The organism is Pseudomonas sp. Eqa60, from assembly GCF_018326405.1.
Lineage (GTDB): Bacteria > Pseudomonadota > Gammaproteobacteria > Pseudomonadales > Pseudomonadaceae > Aquipseudomonas > Aquipseudomonas protegens.
On the sequence record NZ_AP024342.1, the window covers coordinates 4117223 to 4140461 of the forward strand.

The following is a 23239-nucleotide window of genomic DNA, read 5'->3' on the forward strand; positions in this document are numbered from 1 at the left end:
TAACAAGTGCCGCTTTTCAACCGTGATGACGCGCGAAAGGCTGTCGAGGGGATGAAATCCATGTCTCACTTGCGACCCGCCACCGACTCGCCGCCTTTGTGCGCGCCCCCTGGAGCAGAGGTCCGGGCCCCGAGCTTCGTAATGCCGGCCGGGGCATGCGACACCCATGCACACGTAATCTCCGGCGATCTTGAACGCTATCCACTGGTACCCGACCGTAGCTACACCCCGCCTCCGGCACCTGAGGCGCTGTATCTGGAGGTGTTGCGGGCGATGGGGATGCAGCGAGGGGTTTTGGTGCAGCCGAGCGTCTATGGCACCGATAACCGGTACATGCTCGAAGTGTTGCAACGTCATCAGGACCAACTGAGAGGGGTCGCGGTAGTAGACGAACACGTTGGCGACGACGAACTGGCGCATATGCATGCCTTGGGTGTGCGTGGTGTTCGCATCAACGTTCTGTTTCGAGGCGGAGTGAATCTGGACTTGATGGAGCACCTTGCCCATCGAATTGCCGACCTTGGCTGGCATATGCAGTTTCTGATTGATGTTCGGCTTCTAAGTGAGATTGAGGCTCGGATGGCCAAGTTGCCTTGCGCTGTCGTGATTGATCACTTCGGGCACTTCCCGGCCCATCTGGGCATTAAGGAAGCGGGGTTTGAGTTGCTGCTGAGGAACGTGGCGGAGCACGGTTGGTGGGTCAAGTTGTCGGGCGCTTACCGCCTGAGTGATCAGCGTCCGGACTATGCCGATACAGATGCGCTCGCCCATGCCTTGCTGGCCGTTGCCCCGGAACGAATGGTGTGGGGCAGCGACTGGCCTCACGTAGCACTCGAAAGTACGCCCGACACAAGTTCATTGCTGGATCGCTTGCTTTCATGGGCGCCCAGCGAACGCCAACGACAGAGCATTCTGGTTGATAACCCTGGCGCCCTGTACGACTTCAAATAACAAAAACAATAACCAAGCAGAACTGCGGTGCTGCCCGGAGAATAATAATGAGTTGGTTTAGCGAACTTAATACCGTTGAAAAACGCACCTTCTATTCCGCATTTGGTGGCTGGGCCTTGGACGCCCTGGATTTCATGGTGTTCACCTTTGTCATCGCCTCGCTGATGACCCTTTGGCACATTGACAAGGGTTCAGTGGGGCTACTGAGTACCGTGACGTTACTTTTCTCGTCCATTGGCGGATGGGGAGCGGGCATTCTGGCAGACCGATACGGTCGTGTGCGGTTGCTGCAGATCAGTATTCTGTGGTTCTCGATCTGCACCGTATTGATCGGCTTTGCGCAAAACTTCGAACAGTTATTTGTCCTTCGGGCACTGCAGGGGCTCGGGTTCGGAGGTGAGTGGGCCGTGGGATCGGTACTGATCGGCGAAATGGTTCGAGCGCAACATCGCGGCAAAGCCGTGGGTATCGTGCAAAGCGGATGGGCCATTGGCTGGGGCGCCGCCGCACTGCTCTACACACTGTCTTTCAGCTTGCTTCCCGAAGATATTGCCTGGCGTTCGCTGTTTTGGATCGGCATCGTTCCGGCACTTCTGGTCCTCTACATTCGTAAATATGTACCAGAGCCCGAGGTATTCCTGCGGACTAAAAAGCACCAGAGCGAAACAGGCAACTCGGTTCCTTTCTGGCACATTTTCTCACCCTCGCTCCTGCGCACCACGCTGCTATCCGCCCTGCTCTGCATGGGCGTTCAAGGTGGCTACTACGCAATCACCACGTGGTTGCCAGCCTATCTGAAACTGGAAAAGGGCCTGTCGGTCTTTGGCACCGGTAGCTATCTGATGGTGGTCATCATCGGTTCATTCTTTGGCTATGTCTGCGGCGCCTTCCTGTCTGACCGCCTGGGGCGCCGCCCCAACTTCATCATCTTCGCCGTTCTGTCGGCCATCAGTGTGGTCTGCTACATGCAGCTGAACTTGACCAACACTCAAATGCTGTTTCTCGGCTTTCCACTGGGCTTCGCAGCTTCAGGTATCTACAGCGGCATGGGCGCCTTTTTGACTGAGCTTTATCCTTCAGCAGTGAGGGCCAATGGCCAGGCATTCTCCTATAACTTTGGGCGAGCGGTAGGCGCTCTGTTTCCCGGACTCGTAGGCTTTATAAGCGCCAAATACAGCCTCGGCACCGCCATCGCGATCTTCGCGGGAGGAGCCTACTGCCTTGTCCTGGTGGTGACCTTCTTCCTCCCGGAAACCAAGGGCAAGCAATTACACTGAGCCAGCCATCATTTGTTAGAGTAACGCCCACGCAATGTTCGTTACGTGGGCGTTTGACGTTTCAAGCTTTTGAAACTGACATTTGATGACTGAGTAAAATGACTATAAAAGCAATTGGCCGACGCGATCACTTCTCGGTTGAAATTTTTCGTCACCTGGAAAGCGAAATACGTGAAGGTCGACTCCGCCCAGGTGATCGCATCCCCACGGAAAGCCGGTTGGCAGAGGCTTTTGCCGTTAGCCGAAATGTAGTGCGTGAAGCTGTCGCTCGGCTCAATTCGGCCGGCCTCGTCGTCAGTCGCCAGGGGCTTGGGGTATTTGTTGCAACCGAAGCCAACCAAAGCAGCTTCCGGATAACTCAAGAGGAGCTCACCGATAGCACCAAGCTGCGTCAACTGTATGAGCTGCGCCTGGACCTCGAAGTCGCCGCGGCCGCCATGGCCGCCAGACGCCGGTCACTCAGTCAGTTGAACAAGATTGAAGCGGCACTGGACACCCTGCGCGCCAGTATCCAAAACCGTCAGGACATGGTGGAACACAGCCTGCAGTTCAAGCGCGCAATTGCCGATGCCACAGGCAATGAATACTTTCGCAACTTCATCATTTTTCTGTGCAGCCACGTCTACGAAGCGGCGTTACTGGAGAACCACCTGGTTCGCTCCAGCGACCTTGGCGAGACGCTACTGGCTGAGCATCAGGCGATCTTCGAAGCGATCAGGCTCGGCGATCCCGACCTTGCCAGACGAGTCACCTGGCAACAAATCATCAACTCCGCCGAACGCAACGGATTGCGAGGATTGCAAGGTTGGGAAATCACTCGGATGAGTTCGCTGGGAGAGACCTACGCACCGCAATGCGCAGGCCCGGACCCTGAACCTCGTACATTGCCACGCACCTTGCCTGACGGCGCGTGCGACTGCCACTTCCACGTTTTTGGTGACGAGAATGGCCAACCCTTCTCTCCTCACCGCTCCTACACGCCGCCGCCCGCTCCACTGGAGGCATTTCAACGCGTCCAAAAAACCCTGGGGCTAAGTCGCGGGGTCATCGTCCAACCCAGCGTCTATGGGGCGGACAACAGCACAACGCTCGCGGCACTGAAAGAAGCGGGCAGCGCATTCCGCGGCGTTGTGGTGATCGATGCCGATACCGATACAGAAACCTTGTGGGCAATGCATCGCCTCGGGGTGCGCGGCGTGCGCGTCAACCTGATCTTCAAAAGCGGTGTCGAGGTATCGGATGTTGCAGCGCTGGCAGAAAAAGTCGCGCCACTTGGCTGGCACCTACAGCTACTGATCGATATCACCGAGTTCGCCGACTTGTACGAGACCGTGGCCAGCCTGCCCGTCGCAGTCGTCATCGACCACATGGGGCACATGCCCACCAGTTGCGGGCTGGGCCATCCAGGATTCACCGACCTGCTGCGGCTGTTAAAAGAAGGTCGTGTGTGGGTCAAGCTTTCGGGGGCTTATCGCTTTACAGCATCGAAGGACTTCCCTTACGACGACGTAACGCCCTACGCTCGGGCGTTGATCGAAGCGAATCCAAACCGCTTACTGTGGGCGAGCGACTGGCCACATCCTTGTATACCGGTACCCATGCCCAACGATGCCAGTCTGCTGGAGATGCTGTTTAACTGGGTTGAAAACGATGACGCGCTCATCAAGCAGATTTTGGTTGATAACCCTGCAAAGCTCTATGGGTTCTGATACCGCTCGACGATCTGCGCACATCGGTTTTCGCTGGGCCGATGGCCTCCAATCAATACTTGGAGAAACGCGAGGCGGCCAAGCCGCCTCAGGCTCGCGCCAATCAGCATCCTGAAGATGGGGTGGCGGTGTCGCGCAGGAACCTCAGCAACGCCTGGAGCGGGTGCAGGACAAGCTGCCCGTCCTTGCGCTTGACCTGGCTTCGACACGAGTACCCATCCGCCAGCAGGCGCCCTGCCCCATTAAGACGGGCCACCAATGGCCCCCAGGACTGTCGGTAAATAACCTCGGACGTCTCGGCATTTTGTGTTTCGTGCCCGTAGGTTCCGGACATTCCACAACACCCACTGGCTTGCACCTGCAACCTCAAGCCGACTCGCGCATAGATCGTCTGCCACAGGCCCACACTGCCCGGCTCGTTGGTTTTCTCGGTGCAGTGCGGCAGGAAGTAGTAAGTACCTTCGTCGGCGCTCACCGCTGATTGCACAAGCACCTCCACAAGCCATTCCTGCGGCAGCAGCACCGCTGGGGCCTGGTCCTCACCCAGGGTCTTGACGTACTCCTGGCGGTAAACCAAGGTCATCGCTGGATCAAGCCCCACCAACGGAATCTGATATTGATGCAATTCGCGAAGCGATCGGGCGTTGAAATGCGCGGCTTGTTCGAATGCCTTTAGAAAGCCCTGAACCTGCAGCGGCTTGCCATTGGCCGCGAACGGCGCGATGTACACCTCAAACCCGAGCCTGGAAATCAACTCGATCCAGTCCGCGAGCAGCGGTGTCTCGAAATAACGGGTGAAGGCGTCCAGCACGAGAATAACGCTGCGTTTACGCTGCGCCTCGTCCAGCCCTTCAAGAAGCGCTGGCGACGCCACGCGCACCTTCCAGCGGCGGCAAACGTCATCAAAATTCAGCAAGCTCAGCAGCGGGCTGTCGACCATACCGGCAACGCGCCGAAGAAACGCCCCCACCATCCCAGAACCGATGATCCCGTTGTACAAGCGCGGCACACGGGCCAAGTAGGGAATCGTGTACTCCAGAGAACCGATGAGGTAATCCTTCAATGGGCGCAGATATCGGCTGTGGTATAGCTCGAGGAATCGCGAGCGAAAGTCGGGCACGTTGACTTTCACCGGGCACTGACCCGCACAGGACTTGCAGGCGAGGCACCCTGCCATCGCCTCGTAGACCTCATGGGAAAAGTCTTTCTGGCCCATCTTGTGCGCAACCGTATTGGCAGCACGCCTGGCGAAGCGGATCACCGTGGCCGCTAAAGGGCGAGCCCCTTGTGAAACCAACACATCGACACCTTGCTGCCCCTGCAAGCGCAGCCACTCCCGGACCAGAGAAGCGCGCCCCTTGGGCGAGTGAATTCTATTTCGAGTGCCCTTCCAGGAAGGGCACATGGCGTCATCGGGGTCGAAGTTGTAGCAGGCGCCATTGCCGTTGCAATGGACCGCGGCGTCGTAATGCAACCACACCCGCTCATCAATCGTACGATCCAGCTCGCCGCGCAACGTGACCTCATCAACTCGAGTCAACCGAGCGTCAGGTAGCGTGTGTGGCGTGGCGATTTTTCCCGGGTTGAGTTGGTTGTACGGGTCAAAAGCCGACTTGAGTTCCTGCAGCGCCGGATAGAGTTCGCCGAAGTAGTCCGGCACATATTGCGACCTCAACCCTTTGCCATGCTCCCCCCAGAGCAAGCCACCGTGCTTTTGCGTCAGCTCGGCGACGGCATCGGAAATGGGCTGGATTAAGGCCGCCTGAGCGGGGTCTTTCATATCCAGAATCGGCCGCACATGCAGGACCCCGGCGTCAACGTGGCCGAACATGCCATATTCCAAACCATGGCTATCCAAAAGCGCCCGAAATTGCGCAATGAAATCAGCCAGGTTCTCGGGAGGAACCGCAGTATCTTCAACGAACGGCTGGGGCCTGGCGGAACCTTTGACATTCCCCAGCAGCCCCACCGCACGCTTGCGCATCGCGTAAACCCGCTTCAATGCCTCTGCACCGATGGCAAGGGTGTGCCCCAATCGCACCACACTGGTGTCCTGCTGAAGGTGCCGGACAAACTCATGAACACGCAGCTGAACCACTTCCTCATCGTCGCCGCTGAACTCCACCAGGTTGATTCCCAGGGTTGGCACATCGGGGTCTTGGGGAAAGTACTCGGCGACTCCGTGCCAGACGATGTCGTTCATGGCCAGCCCGAGGACCTTGGAGTCGACCGTCTCGATGGACAATGGCTCGAGCTGCATCAACGCCTTGGCATCGCGCAATGCATCCATGAAGCCCGCGTAACGTACGTTGACAAGGATCGAGTACTTGGGAATGGGCAACACATTCAGCGTGGCTTCAACAATGAAACCCAGTGAGCCTTCGGACCCACACAGGACACTGTTCAGATTGAATCGGTCATTCGGCTCACGCAGATGCGCCAGGTCATATCCCGTCAAGCAACGGTTCAACTTGGGAAAGGTATGCTCGATGAGTTCGGCGTAATCATGGGCGATCTGCGAAGCACATCGATAAATTGCCCCAACCTTGTCGTCGCGATGTGCTTGCGCCTGCCAGCAATCTCGCTCCAGGACTGCACTATCGAGCCGCTCCCCGCCTATCAGAATGGTAGAAAGCGCCAGGACGTGGTCACGGGTTTTTCCGTAGGTACAGCTTCCCTGACCGCTTGCGTCGGTATTTATCATCCCGCCGATCGTGGCCCGATTCGACGTCGACAACTCCGGTGCAAAAAACAGTCCGTGCGGTTTCAACGCTGCATTGAGCTGGTCCTTGACCACACCGCTTTGCACACGCACCCAGCGCTCCTCGACGTTGATCTCAAGGATGCCGTGCATATGACGCGACAGATCCACCACAACGCCGCTCGTCAACGATTGGCCATTGGTTCCGGTTCCGCCGCCACGCGGCGTGAGCACCACCGAACTGAACGACGCCAGCGCCGCAAGGCGGGCCAAGAGCTCGACATCTTGCACATTTCTGGGGAACACCGCGGCTTGAGGCAGACGCTGATAGATCGAGTTGTCGGTTGCCAGTACTGTCCTCACAGCATGATCGCGAGCAATTTCACCCTGGAATCCTTCTTTCTCAAGGCGAGCCAGGAACAACTCACAGGGTTCGTTTTTAGTTTCGTGGGGAGGCAACCTGGCAATCATGGTGGAATTCCTAGCGGCGATACGGCTAATCTGAGCATTCTCGTTATGTATGCTTCCTAGCCCGAGGCCTGGCTCAGGACAAAGGCCTTTCCACCGATTTTGTGGGGACAAGACAATTCACACAAACGTAAAACCTGCAGCTTTTCCATGAGCTTTATGAATGAACCCACGAAGACTGACCCCCTCGATGTCCCTGCTGATCGCTTTCGAGGCAGCAGCCCGACATTGCAGCTTTACCAAAGCGGCAGACGAACTTGCCCTGACTCAAAGCGCTGTCAGCCGGCAAGTGCAGGCTCTGGAATCACAGCTTGAGGTCTCGCTGTTCAAACGTGAGGGAAGAAGAATCGAACTCACCGCTGCCGGCGCGCTTTACCAGCATGAACTCACTGCCGCACTGGGCCGAATTCGAAGCGCTACCCTGCAGACAATTGCCTTCAAGGAGGAAGAAGGCCCATTGAACCTCGCGGTACTGCCGACCTTCGGTTCAAAATGGCTGCTGCCCAAAATGCATGAATTTTATGCGCGTCATCCCAGGAGCCTGGTGCACGTCCACTCGAGGATCATTCACGCCGACAACCCATCCAGCGTGAGCGACATGCAGGCCATCATCTACGCGGGAAAAGGCGACTGGCCGGGCTACGTATCGCACCTTTTGCTACAAGAAAAACTGGTGGTTGTCGCCAGCCCCAAAGCGCTGCCGGACAGCCTTGAGATGTCGCTCAACGATGTCACCAATCATTTGTTGTTGAATGTCGTTTCTCGACCCAATAGCTGGTCCGATTGGTTTGACCTCAACAAACTGGACCACCAGAAAATGCGGACAGGCCCAAGCTTTGAGCTCACGGCCCACCTTATACAGGCGGTATCCGCTGGCGTCGGCATTGGGCTGGTTCCCGATATTCTGGTGCAAGACGAAATCAAATCCGGGGCACTGGTAAAACTGTTTGGCCCTATGGAAAGCGGTCGCAATTACTATCTGACCTGCGCGGCGCGCTATCAGCATTATCCGGCGCTTGAAACATTCAGCGCCTGGCTGTTATCCGAGAGCGCCATCGTGAGCGACTGAACAGGCCAGGGGCCGGATGTTCATCACCGCTCCAGCAACGAACCGATTCAGCGCTGCCCGGATTCAAGCCTTTTGAGAAGGACTCAATTCCTGGATTTGAAGGCGCTGGATGGTGCTGGATTTCAGTGAAGCCCGCAGAAACGAAAAAAGGACCCGAAGGTCCTTTTTTTGATCGCTGCAGAATTCGTGGAACTCTGCAGCGCTATGTTTGGAGCGGGAAACGAGACTCGAACTCGCGACCCCGACCTTGGCAAGGTCGTGCTCTACCAACTGAGCTATTCCCGCAACGTCTTGGTGTTGCGCATTCTATAGAAATCCGAATGCGCGTCAAGCCTTTGATTCAAAAAAACTTATTTTTTCTCGTTATCAGTTTTCAGGTGCGGCCAGGCGGCTCGCAGATACTGCAGCATGGACCACAGGGTCAGGCCCGCTGCCGCCAACAGCAAGGCGTAACCTACCAGCACCCAGAAACTGAAGTCCGAGGGATTGGCCAGCAAAATCACCAGCGCCAGCATTTGCGCCGCCGTTTTCCACTTGCCCATGTTCGACACCGCCACCTGCGCGCGGGCGCCGAGCTCGGCCATCCACTCGCGCAGCGCCGAGATGACGATTTCACGACCGATGATCACCGCGGCGGGCAAGGTCAGCCACAGGTTGTGATGCTCCTGCACCAGCAGCACCAGGGCCACCGCCACCATCAGCTTGTCGGCCACCGGGTCGAGGAACGCACCGAACGGCGTGCTCTGCTGCAGGCGCCGCGCCAGGTAGCCGTCCAGCCAGTCGGTGGCGGCCGCGAAGGCAAACACCGAACTGGCGGCCATGTAGCTCCAGCTATAGGGCAAATAGAACAGCAAAATGAAAATCGGGATGAGCAGGACGCGTAGAACGGTGATCAGATTAGGGATATTCATCGGCACAACTGGCTACGAGGTGATTGGGCATTCTACTCGCTGTGCAGGTTTGCATAAATCAACTCTGCGAGCTTTTTACTGATTCCCGGTGCTTTGGCAATCTCGTCGATGCTTGCACGGGACAGTTCCTGCAATCCACCAAAATGTTTGAGAAGGTCCCGCCGACGCTTCGGCCCGACGCCCGCCACCCCTTCCAGGGTCGAGGTACGCCGGGTCTTGCCACGCCGTGCGCGGTGACCGGTGATCGCGAAGCGGTGAGCCTCATCGCGGATTTGCTGGATCAGGTGCAGCGCCGGCGAGTCACCCTTGAGGGTGAATTCATGGGCTGCGTCGTTCAGGTACAGGGTTTCGAATCCGGCCTTGCGGGTCGCGCCCTTGGCCACGCCGAGCAGGATCAGGTCCGGCACCGCCAGCTCATTGAGCACATCCCGAGCCATGGACAGCTGGCCCTTGCCGCCGTCCACCAGAAGGATGTCCGGCAGCTTGCCCTCGCCGTCCTTGAGCTTGCTGAAGCGCCGGGTCAGGGCCTGGTGCATGGCGGCGTAGTCGTCGCCGGCGGTCACGCCTTCGATGTTGTAGCGCCGGTAGTCGGACTTCAGCGGCCCTTCCGGCCCGAATACCACGCAGGAGGCTACAGTGGCCTCGCCGCTGGAATGGCTGATGTCGTAGCACTCCAGGCGCTGCGGCGGCTCGTCCAGGTTCAGCACCTCGGCCAGGGCTTCGAAACGTGCGGCCACGTGCTGGCGGTTGGCCAGGCGCGCGCTCAGGGCCTGCTCGGCGTTGGTTACCGCCAGTTGCTGCCAGCGGGCGCGGGTACCGCGTACCCGGTGGCTGATGGTCAACTCGCGCCCGCGCAGCTCGTCGATGGCGGCGATCAGGGTCGGGAAGTCCTCATGGACCACGTTGACGATCAACTCGGAAGGCAGGTCGCGTTCCGGGCTGCTGACAAAATACTGGCCGAGAAACGCCGACATGACTTCGGCCACGTCCTCCTCGATACCCACCTGGGGAAAGAAGTTCTTGCTGCCCAGTACCCGGCCGCCGCGCACGCTGATCAGGTGCACACAGGCGCCGCCAGGGTTGACGAAGGCCGCCACCACATCCACATCGCCCGTGCCACCTTCCATGCTCTGCTGGTCCTGGACCCGACGCAGCAGGGAGATCTGGTCCCGCAGTTCGGCGGCCTTTTCGAAATCCAGGGTGCTGGCGGCGGCTTCCATGGCGGTGGAGAGTTCGTCGGTCAGGGCATTGCTGCGCCCCTCCAGGAACATCACCGAGTGGCGCACGTCCTCGGCATAGACCTCAGGCTCCACCAGGCCGACGCAGGGCGCCTTGCAGCGTTTGATCTGGTACTGCAGGCAGGGCCGCGTACGGTTCTTGTAGTAGCTGTCCTCGCACTGGCGGACCATGAAGGTCTTCTGCAACAGGCTGAGGCTTTCGCGGATGGCGCCGGCGCTGGGATAAGGGCCGAAATACTTGCCCTTCTGCTTCTTCGCCCCGCGATGGATGCTGAAACGCGGAAAGTCGCCGTCCGAAAGAAACACGTAGGGGTAGGACTTATCGTCGCGCAGGAGAATGTTGTACGGCGGCCGCCATTCCTTGATCAGCGTCTGCTCCAGCAGCAGCGCTTCGGTTTCATTGGCGGTGATGGTGGTTTCGATCTGCGCGATGCGCGCCACCAGGGCGGCGGTCTTCGGCGCCTGGCCGGTCTTGCGGAAATAGCTGGAGAGCCGGTTCTTCAGGTTCTTGGCTTTACCGACGTAAAGCAGGCGTGCATCGCTGTCGAACATGCGATACACACCGGGGCGGCCACTGCAGGTAGAAAGAAAGGCACTGGGATCAAACTGTTCGGTCATTTCAGAGGCTGGCATCAACCATGCCGTGACGAACCGCCAATAGCGTCAACTCGACATCGCTGCTGATCGAGAGCTTCTCGAAAATGCGATAGCGGTAGGTATTCACGGTTTTAGGCGACAGGCACAGCTTGTCGGAGATGATCTGCACCTTTTGGCAGCCGACAATCATCAGCGCAATCTGGATCTCCCGTTCCGACAGGGCGTCGAACGGTGAATCACTGGAAGGCTGGAATGACTTGAACACCAATTGCTGAGCGATCTGCGGGCTGATATAGCGCTGGCCGGCAAATACCAGGCGGATGGCCTGGACCATTTCGTTCAGACCGGCGCCCTTGGTCAGATAGCCCGCCGCACCCGCTTGCAGCAAGCGGGTAGGAAAGGGATCTTCCTCGCAGACGGTGACCGCCACGACCTTGATGTCCGGATGACTGCGCAGCAGTTTGCGCGTGGCTTCGAGGCCGCCGATGCCTGGCATCTTGACGTCCATCAGGACCACATCGGGCTTCAGCTCCCGCGCCTTGAGCAGGGATTCTTCCCCTGACTCCGCCTGCCCGACTACTTGCAGGCCATCGATGTCAGCCAACATTCGTGTAATGCCCGTACGAACGAGATCATGGTCATCGACTACTAGCACCCTTATCAAGCAGACACCTCGCGATATGGTCTTTACAGGTTGCCCGACACCTTAGCAAAAAAGCGGCGTACAAACCTAATCACAAGCGCTATATAAAAAACATCCGGGCGCAATAACGGTCCTACCCCCGTGCGCACCGAAAGAGGCCAGCGCCCCTCACTCTCGTACCTGGGCCTTGCGCCTCTCGCCCTGGCTTGCCGAAAGCTCGGCCAGGGTACTGGTCAGGCGGCAGATAGCATCCTGATCCTCCTTGAACAGCGCCCGATAGCAATCCAGGACCTTTTCCTCGGTCTGACTCAGCCCGCCGCTCTGGATCGGGATCCGGCTGCCGGTCAGCACATACAGCACATCCACCCCTTTTGCCGCCACCCGGGACAGATAATCCGCCTTGGGTGCACGATCACCACTTTCATATTTACCCTGGGCGTTGGCTTCAACCCCGCCTATTTCACCAAAAACTTTCTGCGACAGTCCCAGGCGTTCTCGCTCCTGCCTCAACCGCGAACCGATTCCACTCATTTGGATGTATGATCCCATCTGATACACCCCAAGGGGGTGTCATACTCTTCAAGCATTGAACAAATTTGAACGGTTTTGAACTATGCCCGGTATCCGCACTGCCGCACAAGCCAAGGCCTGGCTGGAACATCAAGGTAAATCGGTTCAACAATTTGCTCGTGAACACGGGGTTGACCCGGCCACTACCTATCAGGTGCTGGCAGGCCGCAAGAAAGGCAAACGAGGGGAAGCGCACAAGGTCGCGGTGCTACTGGGAATGAAGGACGGCATCATCCTCGAGGATGCGCCCGCGATAGATCCCAACGCACAGTAAAGCCTGCGGAAGGGCGTTGCGCTCAGGCGTCGCCAAGCCTTCCGGCAAGCGAATCAGACAAGCGCTCCATGCGCCAGAAGCAATCATCCTCTCCCACCACCCGCAACCCCATCCGCTCATACAGCCGCTGTGCGGGATTGCCCTTGAACACGGTCAGGCGCAACAACCCTCGGCGCTCCTGGCGAGCCAGCTCCAGCACCTGCTCCAGCGTCCAGGCACCGGCGCCCTGCCCCCGGAAAGCCTCCAGCACATGCAATTCGCGGACATACAGCGCCTGCGCATCCCGGCTCAGGCTGACAAACCCCAGCACCCGGGCACCCTGGCAGATCAGCAGGTTCCTGCGGCCGGCCCAGGCCACATCGAAGGCTTCGTCCTGCCACAGCAAGTCGTTGCGAATGTAATAGCCGAGCATGGTGGAACGGGTCAGGTCGCGGGCGAACGCCAGGTCCGAATCAACCGCCGGGCGTAATGAAAAGCCGTCCATCAATGGCTCACCTCCAGCACTTGCGCCTGCCATTGCCCAGTACCACCCTGGACAATCAACAAAGCCTCGCCCACACCCTCGACGGTGCCCAGCAACCGGCCCCTGGCATCCCAGGCCGCGCTGCGTCCGGCGCAGGCCCAACCACCGCTGGGGCCGCCGTGGTTGGCCATCAGCACCAGCATCCCGTGTTCCTGGGCGTATCCCTGGAGCTGCGCGCTATCGGCAGCGTAGCCACCTTCGCTGATCAAGACCCCGGCAGCATAGATCCCGGCGCCGGCATCGGCCGCCGCCTGCACATGGCTGGCGTGGCAGAAGTCCGCGCAGACCGCCAAAGCCACGGTTTCGCCACCGATAGGCAAAGGGGTGCCGCCCTGGCCTGCGACAAAAGCGCACTCTTCTCCTGCATGCAGGTGCTGCTTGGTGTAGACCGCCAGCGAACCGTCGCCGCCCAGCACCAGAGCGCCAATCAGCACCGGCCCGTCAACAGACAGGCGGATCGGCATCCCCACCACCGCCGTCAGTTCCAGCGCCCGGGCCAGATCCCGCAGTGGCTGCAACTGCGGTGCATCCGGCATCAGCGCCAGTTCGGCCGCCAGTTGCGGTTCGTAGCCGGTCAGCGACAGCTCGGGAAACACCAGCAACTGCACGCCCTGCGCCGCTGCCAGTTGCATCAACCGCTGATGCCGGGCCAGGTTGGCCAGTAGATCGCCCGCGATGGACACCGTTTGGGCAGCAGCGAGGGTCAGCACGGACATGAACATTCCTTGGAGGGCGAACAGGCGGGAGCAGCGAGTGTGGCATAAATCCCCTGCAGGCTTAATCCATAGCCGCCGCGTGCTGCGCCGATAGAAATTACTGATTGAATCCCGGCACCAGCCTCTAGTAAGCTCGCCCCCACTTTACGGAGAAACCCATGTTGTCCAAGACCCCTTCCCTGCATCGCCACACTGCCAGCGCACTGCGCTCGGTCGCGGCTGCCTGGGTCAACGGCACTCGGGCTCCGGCCAGCTTTTATTTTGGGTATTGGTTTAGCCACTGGCGCGCCTGATACCCAAGCGGCGCCCACTTCAACGGGTCGCCTACCAGAGAATCTCAACCCCCGGTCGGCCTCCCGACCGGGGGTTTTGTTTTTTCCGGCACTGCATTTTCAACCACGACTTTCAGCGACACACCGAACTTACTGAGGATTGCTCCATGAACTACTCCACCTATTACCGCTACGACATGTTTTGCGCCTGGCGATTTAGCAGCCTCCGCTCGGGACAGCCTGCCGCCTCCGATCGGTCACCTACCGGTGGCAATTGCACACTTATGGCCAGTACGGCCAATTGTCGAACACCCCAGTAGGGCCGCGCGCGGGACATAACCCGCCGCCCGCCCAGGAAGACCGCACATGAACTCGTCCGTATCCGCCCTGCCCCTGTCCGCCCACGTCAGCGCCAATGAAACCCTGACCCAGCGCCTGCCCAGCTCCCTGGAACTCAAGCAGCAACTGCCGCTGTCCCTGGCCTTGAACCAACAAGTCGCCGCTCACCGCCAGGCGGTGCGCGCCATCCTCGAAGGTCGCGACCCACGCCTGCTGGTAGTCGTCGGCCCCTGCTCCATCCACGACCCGCAATCGGCCCTGGAATACGCCGCCAACCTGGCCCGCCTGGCCGATGAAGTGCGCGACCAGATGCTGCTGGTGATGCGCGCCTACGTGGAAAAGCCCCGTACCACCGTCGGCTGGAAAGGCCTGGCCTACGACCCCCGCCTGGATGGCAGCGACGACATGGCCGGCGGCCTGCACCTGTCCCGTGAACTGATGCGCGAGATGCTGCGCCTGGGCCTGCCGATTGCCACCGAACTGTTGCAGCCCATGGCCGCCGGCTACTTCGATGACCTGCTGAGCTGGGTCGCCATTGGTGCGCGCACCACCGAATCGCAGATCCACCGCGAGATGGCCAGCGGCCTGGACATGCCCGTGGGTTTCAAGAACGGCACCGACGGCGGTGTCGCTATCGCCTGTGACGCCATGCGCTCGGCGGCCCACCCGCACCGCCACTTCGGCGTCGACAGCCAGGGCCACCCGGCGGTCATCCAGACCCCAGGCAACCCCGACACCCATCTGGTGCTGCGCGGTGGCCATCGCGGGCCCAACTACGACCGCCAGAGCGTGGCCCAGGTCCAGCAGGACCTGCAGAAGCTGAAGATCCCGGCGCGGATCATGGTCGATTGCAGCCACGCCAACAGCGGCAAGGACCCGCTGCGTCAGCCGGCGGTGTTCAACGAGGTACTGGAGCAGCGCTTGCAGGGCGATACCTCGCTGATGGGGATGATGCTGGAAAGCCACCTGTTCGAAGGCTGCCAGCCCCTGAGCGCGAACCTGCGCTACGGCGTTTCGGTGACCGACGGCTGCCTGGGCTGGGACGCCACCGAACAATTGCTGCGCAATGGCGCGCAACAACTGCGACACGCAGGCAAGGCCGCAGCCGTCCCCGCCTGAGCAGCACCGCCCCCGCAGGAGCTGGCTTGCCAGCGAAGGCGTCCTCAAGAGCAGCGTCTCCTCCAAGGACCTCTTCGCCGGCAAGCCGGCCCCTACAGGACCCTCACCACTCGTCCCCCGCAGGCGCCAGGCGGCAATGCCTTGAAGGAACTTTGAGAAGAAATAGCCACCTGAATCCGGTAGGCTCTCAACTTTCTTGAAAGGAGCAACATCCATGGCCAAAGCCACTGCCCGTCACATCCTGGTTGCCAGCGAAGCCAAGTGCAACGAACTCAAAGCCGAAATCGAAGCCGGCGCCGACTTTGCCGAAGTCGCGAAAAAGAACTCCACCTGCCCTTCCAGCCGTGACGGCGGCAACCTGGGCTCCTTCGGCCCAGGCCAGATGGTCAAGGAATTCGACACCGTGGTGTTCAGCGCTCCGGTAAACGTGGTGCAAGGCCCGGTGAAAACCCAGTTCGGCTACCACCTGCTGGAAGTCACCAGCCGCCAGGACTGATCCCCAAGCGCCTGCGTCTGCTCAACGGCCCGCCTTTTGGTGGGCCGTTGCGCATGGGCGCCAGGCTCTGCCCAAAGCGGATGCGGCTGGCCAGTCACGCGCCGCTAGCGTACAAATCGTGGTCATCGATCACCCGGCTCCTAAGGCTGACAATGCGACTGCTTTCCTCCACCGTGCTTTTCACCGCCCTGCTGTTGGGCGCCGCGGGTGCCCAAGCCGCACCGCAACACGCCATGACCGTCTATGGCGAACCGGCCAAGTACCCCCAGGGTTTCAGCCACTTCGACTACGTCAATCCCCAGGCCCCCAAAGGCGGGACGTTGCGCCGCTCGGCCATCGAAATCGGCCGCTTCGACCACGTACTGCCCTATATCGACAAGGGCATCGGTGTCTCCCAGCTCGACGGCCTGGTCTATTCGCCCCTGGCCCAGCGCTCCCTGGACGAGCCCTACACCGTCTACGGCCTGGTGGCCGAAAAGATGGAGCGTGCCGAAGACGGCCTGTGGCTGCGCTTCTACCTCAACCCCAAGGCGCGCTTTGCCGACAACACGCCGATCACCGCCGAAGACGTGCGCTACAGCTACGACCTGCTGATGACCCAGGGCAGCATGCGCTACCGCACCCAGTTCGACGACGTCAAAGGCGTCACCGTGGAATCACCACGAGTGGTGCGCTTCGACTTCAAAAGCAACGAAAACCGCACCCTGCCCCTGGATATCGCGACCCTGCCGGTGTTCCCCGAACACTGGTGGAAGAGTCGCGACTTCGCCAATGGCGGCGGCTATGAAGCGCCCCTGGGCAGCGGCCCCTACCGCGTGGCCAAGGTCGACTCGGGCAACAGCATCACCTTCGCACGCAACCCCGACTGGTGGGGCAAGGACCTGCCGGTGAGCCGCGGCCTGTACAACTTCGATCATTTCAGCGTCGAGTATTTCGGCGATATCGACGTCGCCCGCCAGGTGCTGCGCGGCGGCGCCTACGACTACAACCGCGAGTTTTCCGCCACCGGCTATTCCATCGGCTACGACAGCCCGGCGCTGAACGACGGCCGCCTGCAAAAGGCCCACCTGGCGCAATCGGCGCCGCAACCGGCCCAGGGCTATGTGTTCAACCTCGACCGGCCAGTGTTCCAGGACCGCCGGGTGCGCCAGGCCCTGGCCATGCTCTGGGATTTCGAATGGAGCAACCGGCAGATGATGCGCAACCTCTACATCCGCCAGCAGAGTTTCTTCTCCAACACCGCCCTGGCGGCCCGCAGCCTGCCGGATGCCGAGGAGCTGAAGATCCTCGAACCGCTGCGCGGGCAGATCCCCGACGAGGTCTTCACCCAGGTTTTCGAGGCGCCGAAAACCGACGGCAGCGGCGTGATCCGCGACAAGCAACTGCAAGCCCTGGCCCTGCTGGAACAGGCCGGCTGGAAGCCCGAGGGCGACAAGCTGGTGAACGCCCAGGGCGAGCCCCTGAGCTTCACTTTCCTGATCACCCAGGGCTCCATCGAACGCCTGCTACTGCCCTACAAGCGCAACCTGGCGCAGATCGGCATCAGCCTGAACATTCGCCGCATCGACTCCGCCCAGTACGTCAACCGCCTGATGGCCCGGGACTACGACATGATCGTCACCGGCTACCCGGTGACCACCTCGCCGGGCATGGAGCTGTACAACTACTTCGGCTCCGCCGCGGCCAACGACCCCGGTTCCAACAACTACATGGTGCTCAAGAACCCGGCCGTGGACAGCCTGGTCAATGGCCTGGTGAAGGCCACCAGCCAGCCGGAGATGCTGCGCTACGCCCATGCCCTGGACCGGGTGCTGCAGTGGAACTACTACTGGATTGCGAACTACTACCCGCCCGGCACCTCCACGGTGTGGTGGAACCGCTTCGGCATCCCCAAGGTGCCGGCGAGCAACGATGAAGCCATCGAAAGCTGGTGGGAAGTCAGCAGCAGCGCACTGACCGACGAACAAATGGCCGCCGAGCTGATCCGCCGTGGCAAACCCGGAGGGCGCCACTGATGCTGGCCTACATTCTGCGGCGCCTGCTGCTGATCATCCCGACGCTATTGATCATCCTTCTGGTGAACTTCGTCATCGTCCAGGCCGCCCCCGGCGGCCCGGTGGAACAGGCCATCGCCCGCCTGCAGGGCATCGGTGGCGGCGCCGCTGTCGGCGGCTCCGCCGACGCCATGAGCAGCAGCGGCTCCCGGGCCAGCCGCGGCCTGGACCCCAAGCTGATCCAGGACATCGAGAAACAGTACGGCTTCGACAAGCCGGCCCATGAACGCCTGTGGCTGATGCTCAAGAACTACGCCCAGCTGGACTTCGGCAAGAGCTTCTTTCGCGGCGCCACGGTCACCGACCTGATCCTGGAAAAGATGCCGGTGACCATTTCCCTGGGGCTCTGGGCGACCCTGATCACCTACCTGGTGTCGATCCCCCTGGGGATCCGCAAGGCGGTGCACCACGGCAGCCATTTCGACATCTGGAGCAGCACCGCGATCATCATCGGCTACGCCATGCCGGCCTTCCTGTTCGCCATGTTCCTGATCGTGCTGTTCGCCGGCGGCACCTCGCTGAACTGGTTCCCGGTGCGCGGCCTGGTCTCGGACAACTTCGAGCAGTTGAGCACCCTGGGCAAGGTCGCCGACTACTTCTGGCACCTGGTACTGCCGGTCAGCTCCCTGGTGATCGGCGGCTTCGCCACCCTGACCATCCTCACCAAGAACTCCTTCCTCAACGAGATCACCCGCCAGTACGTGGTCACCGCCCGGGCCAAGGGCCTGAGCGAGCGCCGGGTGCTGTATGGGCATGTGTTCCGCAACGCCATGCTGCTGGTGGTCTCGGGCATTCCCCAGGCCTTTATCAGCGTGTTCTTCGCCGGCTCCCTGCTGATCGAGGTGATCTTCTCCCTCGACGGCCTGGGGCGCATGAGCTATGAGGCCGCGGTGTCCAGGGACTACCCGGTGGTGTTCGGCTCGCTGTTCATCTTCACCCTGTTCGGCCTCTTGATAAAACTCATCGGCGACCTGTGCTACACCCTGGTCGACCCGCGCATCGACTTCGCCGCGAGGAACGCCTGATGCTCACGCTTTCTCCTCTGGCGCGCCGGCGCTTCGACCGTTTCAAGAAAAACCGCCGCGGCTGGTGGTCGCTGTGGCTGTTCATCGGCCTGTTCATCCTGACCCTGGGCGGCGAGCTGATCGCCAACGACAAGCCGCTGGTGGTCAGCTACCAGGGCTCGCTGTATTTCCCGGTGCTCAAGCGCTACACCGAACAGGAATTCGGCGGCCAGTTGCCGTTCCAGGCCGACTACCGCAGCGACTACGTGCAGCAGCTGATCCGCAAGGACGGTGGCTGGCTGCTGTTCCCGCCGGTGCCCTTCAGCGAAGACACCCCCAACTACGACCTGACCCAGCCGGCCCCCAGCCCGCCGAGCAAGGTCAACTGGCTGGGCACTGACGACCAGGCCCGGGATGTGCTGGCACGGGTGATCTACGGCGCCCGGGTGTCAATCCTGTTCGCCCTGGCCCTGACCGCCATCAGCGCCCTGATCGGCATCGCCGCCGGCGCCCTGCAGGGCTACTACGGCGGCTGGGTCGACCTCCTGGGCCAGCGCTTGCTGGAGGTCTGGTCCGGGTTGCCGGTGCTCTACCTGCTGATCATCCTCTCGGGCTTTGTCGAGCCGAACTTCTGGTGGCTGCTGGGGATCATGGCGCTGTTTTCCTGGCTGGCCCTGGTGGACGTGGTGCGCGCCGAGTTCCTGCGCGGGCGCAACCTGGAGTACGTCAAGGCTGCCCGGGCCCTGGGGTTGAGCGACCGCAAGGTGATCCTGCGGCACATCCTGCCCAACGCCATGAACGCCACCCTGAGCTACCTGCCGTTCATTCTCACAGGGGCCATCTCGACCCTCACCGCCCTGGACTTCCTCGGCTTCGGCATGCCCGCCGGCAGCGCCTCCCTGGGCGAATTGATCGGCCAGGGCAAGCAGAACCTGCAGGCGCCGTGGCTCGGGCTGACGGCGTTTTTCACCCTGGCGCTGATCCTCTCGCTGCTGGTGTTCATCGGCGAGGCGTTACGCGACGCCTTTGATCCTCGATCTTGAAGCGGACTGTAGAAATGACTGAAAACCTGATCGAAATCCGCCAGCTCAATGTCGCCTTCGGCGCGCAGACCGTGGTCCGCGACCTGAGCCTGGATGTCCGCCCCGGCGAATGCCTGGCCCTGGTGGGGGAATCCGGCTCGGGCAAGTCGGTGACCGCCCATTCGATCCTGCAATTGCTGCCGCAGACCGGCTGCAGCGCCACCGGCAGCGTGCGCTATCGCGGCCAGGAACTGATCGGTGCCAGCCCGGCGACCCTGCAACAGCTGCGGGGCAACCGCATCGCCATGATCTTCCAGGAGCCCATGACCTCCCTCAACCCGCTGCACAGCGTGGAAAAACAGATCGGCGAAACCCTGCTGCTGCATCGCGGCCTGGGGGGCAAGGAGGCCCAGGCGCGGATCCTCGAACTGTTGGAGCTGGTGGGCATCCAGAAGCCCCGGGAACGGCTCAAGGCCTACCCGCACCAGCTTTCCGGCGGCCAGCGCCAGCGGGTGATGATCGCCATGGCCCTGGCCTGCGAACCGGAACTGCTGATTGCCGACGAACCCACCACCGCCCTGGACGTGACCGTGCAGCGCAAGATCCTGCTGCTGCTCAAATCCCTGCAACAGCGCCTGGGCATGTCCCTGCTACTGATCAGCCACGACCTCAACCTGGTGCGGCGCATCGCCCAGCGGGTGTGCGTGATGAAAGCCGGGGAAATCGTCGAGCAGGCCGACTGCGACACCCTGTTCAACGCCCCGCAACATCCATACAGCTGTGAACTGCTGCATGCCGAGCCCGAGGGCGAACCGCTGTGTCGCGACACCCGGGAAACCGTGCTGGAGGTGGACCACCTGCGCGTCGAATTCCAGATCGGCGGCGGCCTGTTCCGGCGCAAGGAGTACCTGCGGGCAGTGGACGGCATCAGCCTCAGCGTGCAGCAAGGCAAGACCCTGGGGATTGTCGGCGAATCCGGCTCGGGCAAATCCACCCTCGGCCAGGCAATCCTGCGGCTGCTGGATTCCGAAGGTGGCATCCGCTTCCAGGGCCAGGCCCTGGACGGCCTCAACCAGAAGCAACTGCGCCCCTGGCGCAAGCAGATGCAGGTGGTATTCCAGGACCCCTTCGGCAGCCTCAGTCCGCGCATGTCGGTGGCGCAGATCATCAGCGAAGGCCTGGAAGTGCACAGCCAGTACGATGCCCGCCAGTGCGACGAACAGGTCATCCGCGCCCTGGAGGAGGTCGGCCTCGACCCCGACAGCCGCCACCGCTACCCCCACGAGTTCTCCGGCGGCCAGCGCCAGCGCATCGCCATCGCCCGGGCCCTGGTGCTGAAGCCGGCGCTGATTTTGCTGGACGAACCCACCTCGGCCCTGGACCGCACCGTGCAGAAGCAAGTGGTGGCCCTGCTGCGTCAGCTGCAGGAAAAGTACGGCCTGACCTACCTGTTCATCAGCCATGACCTGGCGGTGGTGCGAGCCCTGGCCCACGACATGATCGTGATCAAGGACGGCAAGGTGGTTGAGCGCGGCGCCAGCCACGACGTATTCGAAGCCCCACAGCATCCCTACACCCAGGAACTGCTGGCTGCCGCCCATCCCGGCTGACCCAAGGGCCCCTTCGCCGGCAAGCCGGCTCCTACAAATCGGGCATAATCCCTGCGCCCATTTCCAGGATGCCGCCATGAACGACAGCGAAAGCCTCAAGGACTACCAGCGTGTGCGCCAACTGGCGATCCGCTCGCTGTTCGAGATCATCGAGCAATCCAGCGAAGGCACGGTGATCGTCGACCGCGACGCCAATATCGTCTGGATGAACGAGCGTTATGCCCGGCGCTTCGGCCTGGAATCGGCAGCCTTCGCCATCGGCAAGCCCTGTGAAAGCGTGATCCCCGGCAGCCTGCTGCGGGAGGTGGTGCGCACCGGCCGCCCCATCCTGCTGGACATGCAGGACACCCCCAAGGAACCCCTGGTGGTGATGCGCCTGCCGATCCACGACGACGCCGGCACGGTGATCGGCGCCATCGGTTTTGCCCTGTTCGACGAACTGCGCAGCCTGTCGCCGATGCTCAAGCGCTACCTGAGCATGCAGGAAGAACTGGCCTCTACCCGCTCCCTGCTGCGGGCCCGGCAGACCAAATACAACTTCGCTCACTTCATCGGCACCAGTGCCGCCAGCCTGGAGGTCAAGCGCCGCGCCCGGCGCGGGGCCAGCGCCGAGTCGCCGATCCTGCTGCAAGGCGAAACCGGTACCGGCAAGGAGCTGCTGGCCCAGGCCATCCACGCCGCCTCGCCACGAGCGCACAAGCCCTTTGTCAGCATCAACAGCGCGGCCATTCCCGAGGCCCTGCTGGAGGCGGAATTCTTTGGCACCGCCCCCGGAGCCTTTACCGGCGCCGACCGCAAGGGCCGCCCGGGCAAGTTGCAGATCGCCCAGGGCGGCAGCCTGTTCCTCGATGAAATCGGCGACATGCCGCTGCCCCTGCAAAGCAAGCTGCTGCGGGTGCTGCAGGAAAAAGAGTTCGAGCCGGTGGGCTCCAACGAGGTGATCCACAGCGATGTGCGGATCATCGCCGCCACCTCCACGGACCTTGAAGCGGCGATCAAGCGCGGCGAGTTTCGCGCCGACCTGTACTACCGGTTGAATGTGCTGCCAATCCAGGTGCCAGCCTTGCGCGAACGCCTGGACGACCTGCCAGCCCTGAGCGAAGGGATTCTCGAAGAACTGCGCAGCCAGCATGAACTGGACCGCGATGCCCTGGCCCTGCTGGCGCAACATGCCTGGCCGGGGAACATCCGCGAGTTGCGCAACGTCCTGGAACGAGCGGCGCTGCTCAGCGACGACCTGATACTCAACGCCTCGGATATTCGCGCGGCGATTGGCAGCTTCAGCCCGGTGCAGCGTAACGAAGCCCTGGTGCCGGGCGATTCGCCAAACCAGGAAACCTTCGCCGCGGCCCGAGAGCGTTTCGACCGGCAACTGATCGGCGCCACCCTGGCCCAATGTGCCGGCAAGGTGGACGAAGCGGCCCGGCGCCTGGGGCTGGGGCGCTCCACGCTGTACAAGAAGATGGCGGCCCTGGGGATTGTCGAGTCTCCATAACGAGACATCAATCTCCGTTTTGAGAATTTACCGGCGCGCTGCGCGCTTTTCGCTGGCAAGCCAGCTCCTACGGCAGGCTGAACGATCTCTGTAGGAGCTGACTTGCCAGCGAAGAGGCCGGTAAACCCAAAAAATTCTCCAAACAGAGACAATCAACGTCAATTCGCCCCCAGAAAAATAA

At 61.2% G+C, this 23239-nt stretch carries 19 protein-coding genes and 1 tRNA gene; 12 read left to right on the forward strand and 8 right to left on the reverse strand.

The window, feature by feature from the left end; genetic code table 11:
- Positions 1–141: 141 nt before the first annotated feature.
- The 3 genes from KI242_RS18640 (at position 142) to KI242_RS18650 (ending at position 3937) form a co-directional block, all read left to right on the forward strand.
- Positions 142–951: an amidohydrolase family protein gene (locus tag KI242_RS18640; RefSeq protein ID WP_225368690.1), complete on the forward strand. Its 810-nt coding sequence runs from the start codon at positions 142–144 to the stop codon at positions 949–951.
- Between the two features lie 47 nt (positions 952–998).
- Complete coding sequence (locus KI242_RS18645) at positions 999–2228, forward strand: MFS transporter (protein WP_011061835.1); 1230 nt, start codon at positions 999–1001, stop codon at positions 2226–2228.
- Positions 2229–2326: 98 nt separating this feature from the next.
- Complete coding sequence (locus tag KI242_RS18650) at positions 2327–3937, forward strand: amidohydrolase family protein (protein ID WP_015636006.1); 1611 nt, start codon at positions 2327–2329, stop codon at positions 3935–3937.
- A 103-nt stretch (positions 3938–4040) separates the two neighbouring features.
- Here the strand turns inward: KI242_RS18650 and KI242_RS18655 are convergent, their stop codons facing one another.
- Positions 4041–7109, reverse strand: a complete 3069-nt coding sequence (locus KI242_RS18655) for an FAD-binding and (Fe-S)-binding domain-containing protein (protein WP_015636007.1) — start codon at positions 7107–7109, stop codon at positions 4041–4043.
- A gap of 160 nt (positions 7110–7269) precedes the next feature.
- Between KI242_RS18655 and KI242_RS18660 the strand changes: the two genes are divergently transcribed.
- Positions 7270–8175, forward strand: coding sequence for a LysR substrate-binding domain-containing protein (locus tag KI242_RS18660; RefSeq protein WP_065364295.1), 906 nt, complete (start codon positions 7270–7272; stop codon positions 8173–8175).
- Between the two features lie 209 nt (positions 8176–8384).
- Here the strand turns inward: KI242_RS18660 and KI242_RS18665 are convergent.
- The 5 genes from KI242_RS18665 to KI242_RS18685 form a co-directional block, all read right to left on the reverse strand.
- Positions 8385–8460: transfer RNA gene (locus tag KI242_RS18665), tRNA-Gly, on the reverse strand.
- 65 nt (positions 8461–8525) lie between these two features.
- Positions 8526–9086, reverse strand: coding sequence for a CDP-diacylglycerol--glycerol-3-phosphate 3-phosphatidyltransferase (pgsA, locus tag KI242_RS18670; RefSeq protein WP_011061839.1), 561 nt, complete (start codon positions 9084–9086; stop codon positions 8526–8528).
- 32 nt (positions 9087–9118) lie between these two features.
- Positions 9119–10942 (reverse strand): excinuclease ABC subunit UvrC, encoded by a 1824-nt coding sequence (uvrC, locus tag KI242_RS18675; protein ID WP_011061840.1) that lies wholly within the window; start codon positions 10940–10942, stop codon positions 9119–9121.
- A 1-nt stretch (position 10943) separates the two neighbouring features.
- Positions 10944–11585, reverse strand: coding sequence for a UvrY/SirA/GacA family response regulator transcription factor (gene uvrY / locus KI242_RS18680; protein ID WP_011061841.1), 642 nt, complete (start codon positions 11583–11585; stop codon positions 10944–10946).
- A gap of 147 nt (positions 11586–11732) precedes the next feature.
- Positions 11733–12095 (reverse strand): helix-turn-helix transcriptional regulator, encoded by a 363-nt coding sequence (locus KI242_RS18685; RefSeq protein WP_011061842.1) that lies wholly within the window; start codon positions 12093–12095, stop codon positions 11733–11735.
- Positions 12096–12177: 82 nt separating this feature from the next.
- Between KI242_RS18685 and KI242_RS18690 the strand changes: the two genes are divergently transcribed.
- Positions 12178–12408 carry a DNA-binding protein gene (locus tag KI242_RS18690; protein ID WP_011061843.1) on the forward strand — a complete coding sequence of 77 codons (231 nt, stop codon included), beginning with the start codon at positions 12178–12180 and terminating at the stop codon, positions 12406–12408.
- 22 nt (positions 12409–12430) lie between these two features.
- Here KI242_RS18690 and KI242_RS18695 read toward each other — a convergent pair whose 3' ends face one another.
- Both KI242_RS18695 and KI242_RS18700 read right to left on the reverse strand, forming a co-directional pair.
- The gene (locus KI242_RS18695; RefSeq protein ID WP_011061844.1) at positions 12431–12892 is read right to left on the reverse strand and encodes a GNAT family N-acetyltransferase; all 462 of its coding nucleotides are present in this window, start codon (positions 12890–12892) and stop codon (positions 12431–12433) included.
- Positions 12892–13647: a carbon-nitrogen hydrolase family protein gene (locus KI242_RS18700; protein ID WP_212805425.1), complete on the reverse strand. Its 756-nt coding sequence runs from the start codon at positions 13645–13647 to the stop codon at positions 12892–12894. Before KI242_RS18700 ends, KI242_RS18695 begins: the two co-directional genes overlap by 1 nt.
- A gap of 638 nt (positions 13648–14285) precedes the next feature.
- On the opposite strand from KI242_RS18700, the gene KI242_RS18705 reads away from it, so the two are divergent.
- The 7 genes from KI242_RS18705 (at position 14286) to KI242_RS18735 (ending at position 23058) form a co-directional block, all read left to right on the forward strand.
- On the forward strand, positions 14286–15377 hold the full coding sequence (locus tag KI242_RS18705) for a 3-deoxy-7-phosphoheptulonate synthase (RefSeq protein WP_015636012.1): 1092 nt from the start codon (positions 14286–14288) through the stop codon (positions 15375–15377).
- A gap of 214 nt (positions 15378–15591) precedes the next feature.
- Positions 15592–15873 carry a peptidylprolyl isomerase gene (locus KI242_RS18710; RefSeq protein WP_007924449.1) on the forward strand — a complete coding sequence of 94 codons (282 nt, stop codon included), beginning with the start codon at positions 15592–15594 and terminating at the stop codon, positions 15871–15873.
- Between the two features lie 152 nt (positions 15874–16025).
- Positions 16026–17888, forward strand: a complete 1863-nt coding sequence (locus KI242_RS18715; RefSeq protein ID WP_053152398.1) for an extracellular solute-binding protein — start codon at positions 16026–16028, stop codon at positions 17886–17888.
- Positions 17888–18952 (forward strand): microcin C ABC transporter permease YejB, encoded by a 1065-nt coding sequence (yejB, locus tag KI242_RS18720; protein ID WP_011061848.1) that lies wholly within the window; start codon positions 17888–17890, stop codon positions 18950–18952. Before KI242_RS18715 ends, yejB begins: the two co-directional genes overlap by 1 nt.
- Positions 18952–19974 (forward strand): ABC transporter permease, encoded by a 1023-nt coding sequence (locus KI242_RS18725; protein WP_041118786.1) that lies wholly within the window; start codon positions 18952–18954, stop codon positions 19972–19974. The genes yejB and KI242_RS18725 overlap by 1 nt, the downstream gene beginning before the upstream one ends.
- A gap of 14 nt (positions 19975–19988) precedes the next feature.
- Entirely contained in the window at positions 19989–21563 is a 1575-nt protein-coding gene (locus KI242_RS18730) for an ABC transporter ATP-binding protein (RefSeq protein ID WP_212805426.1), read from the forward strand.
- Between the two features lie 76 nt (positions 21564–21639).
- The gene (locus tag KI242_RS18735) at positions 21640–23058 is read left to right on the forward strand and encodes a sigma 54-interacting transcriptional regulator (RefSeq protein WP_077934394.1); all 1419 of its coding nucleotides are present in this window, start codon (positions 21640–21642) and stop codon (positions 23056–23058) included.
- Positions 23059–23239: the final 181 nt, after the last annotated feature.

Coding starts and splice junctions, on each gene's coding strand:
- KI242_RS18640 (WP_225368690.1), top strand. CDS start 142: ATGCCGGCCGGGGCATGCGACACCCATGCACACGTAATCTCCGGCGAT.
- KI242_RS18645 (WP_011061835.1), top strand. CDS start 999: ATGAGTTGGTTTAGCGAACTTAATACCGTTGAAAAACGCACCTTCTAT.
- KI242_RS18650 (WP_015636006.1), top strand. CDS start 2,327: ATGACTATAAAAGCAATTGGCCGACGCGATCACTTCTCGGTTGAAATT.
- KI242_RS18655 (WP_015636007.1), bottom strand. CDS start 7,109: ATGATTGCCAGGTTGCCTCCCCACGAAACTAAAAACGAACCCTGTGAG.
- KI242_RS18660 (WP_065364295.1), top strand. CDS start 7,270: ATGAACCCACGAAGACTGACCCCCTCGATGTCCCTGCTGATCGCTTTC.
- pgsA (WP_011061839.1), bottom strand. CDS start 9,086: ATGAATATCCCTAATCTGATCACCGTTCTACGCGTCCTGCTCATCCCG.
- uvrC (WP_011061840.1), bottom strand. CDS start 10,942: ATGACCGAACAGTTTGATCCCAGTGCCTTTCTTTCTACCTGCAGTGGC.
- KI242_RS18685 (WP_011061842.1), bottom strand. CDS start 12,095: ATGAGTGGAATCGGTTCGCGGTTGAGGCAGGAGCGAGAACGCCTGGGA.
- KI242_RS18690 (WP_011061843.1), top strand. CDS start 12,178: ATGCCCGGTATCCGCACTGCCGCACAAGCCAAGGCCTGGCTGGAACAT.
- KI242_RS18695 (WP_011061844.1), bottom strand. CDS start 12,892: ATGGACGGCTTTTCATTACGCCCGGCGGTTGATTCGGACCTGGCGTTC.
- KI242_RS18700 (WP_212805425.1), bottom strand. CDS start 13,647: ATGTCCGTGCTGACCCTCGCTGCTGCCCAAACGGTGTCCATCGCGGGC.
- KI242_RS18705 (WP_015636012.1), top strand. CDS start 14,286: ATGAACTCGTCCGTATCCGCCCTGCCCCTGTCCGCCCACGTCAGCGCC.
- KI242_RS18710 (WP_007924449.1), top strand. CDS start 15,592: ATGGCCAAAGCCACTGCCCGTCACATCCTGGTTGCCAGCGAAGCCAAG.
- KI242_RS18715 (WP_053152398.1), top strand. CDS start 16,026: ATGCGACTGCTTTCCTCCACCGTGCTTTTCACCGCCCTGCTGTTGGGC.
- yejB (WP_011061848.1), top strand. CDS start 17,888: ATGCTGGCCTACATTCTGCGGCGCCTGCTGCTGATCATCCCGACGCTA.
- KI242_RS18725 (WP_041118786.1), top strand. CDS start 18,952: ATGCTCACGCTTTCTCCTCTGGCGCGCCGGCGCTTCGACCGTTTCAAG.
- KI242_RS18730 (WP_212805426.1), top strand. CDS start 19,989: ATGACTGAAAACCTGATCGAAATCCGCCAGCTCAATGTCGCCTTCGGC.
- KI242_RS18735 (WP_077934394.1), top strand. CDS start 21,640: ATGAACGACAGCGAAAGCCTCAAGGACTACCAGCGTGTGCGCCAACTG.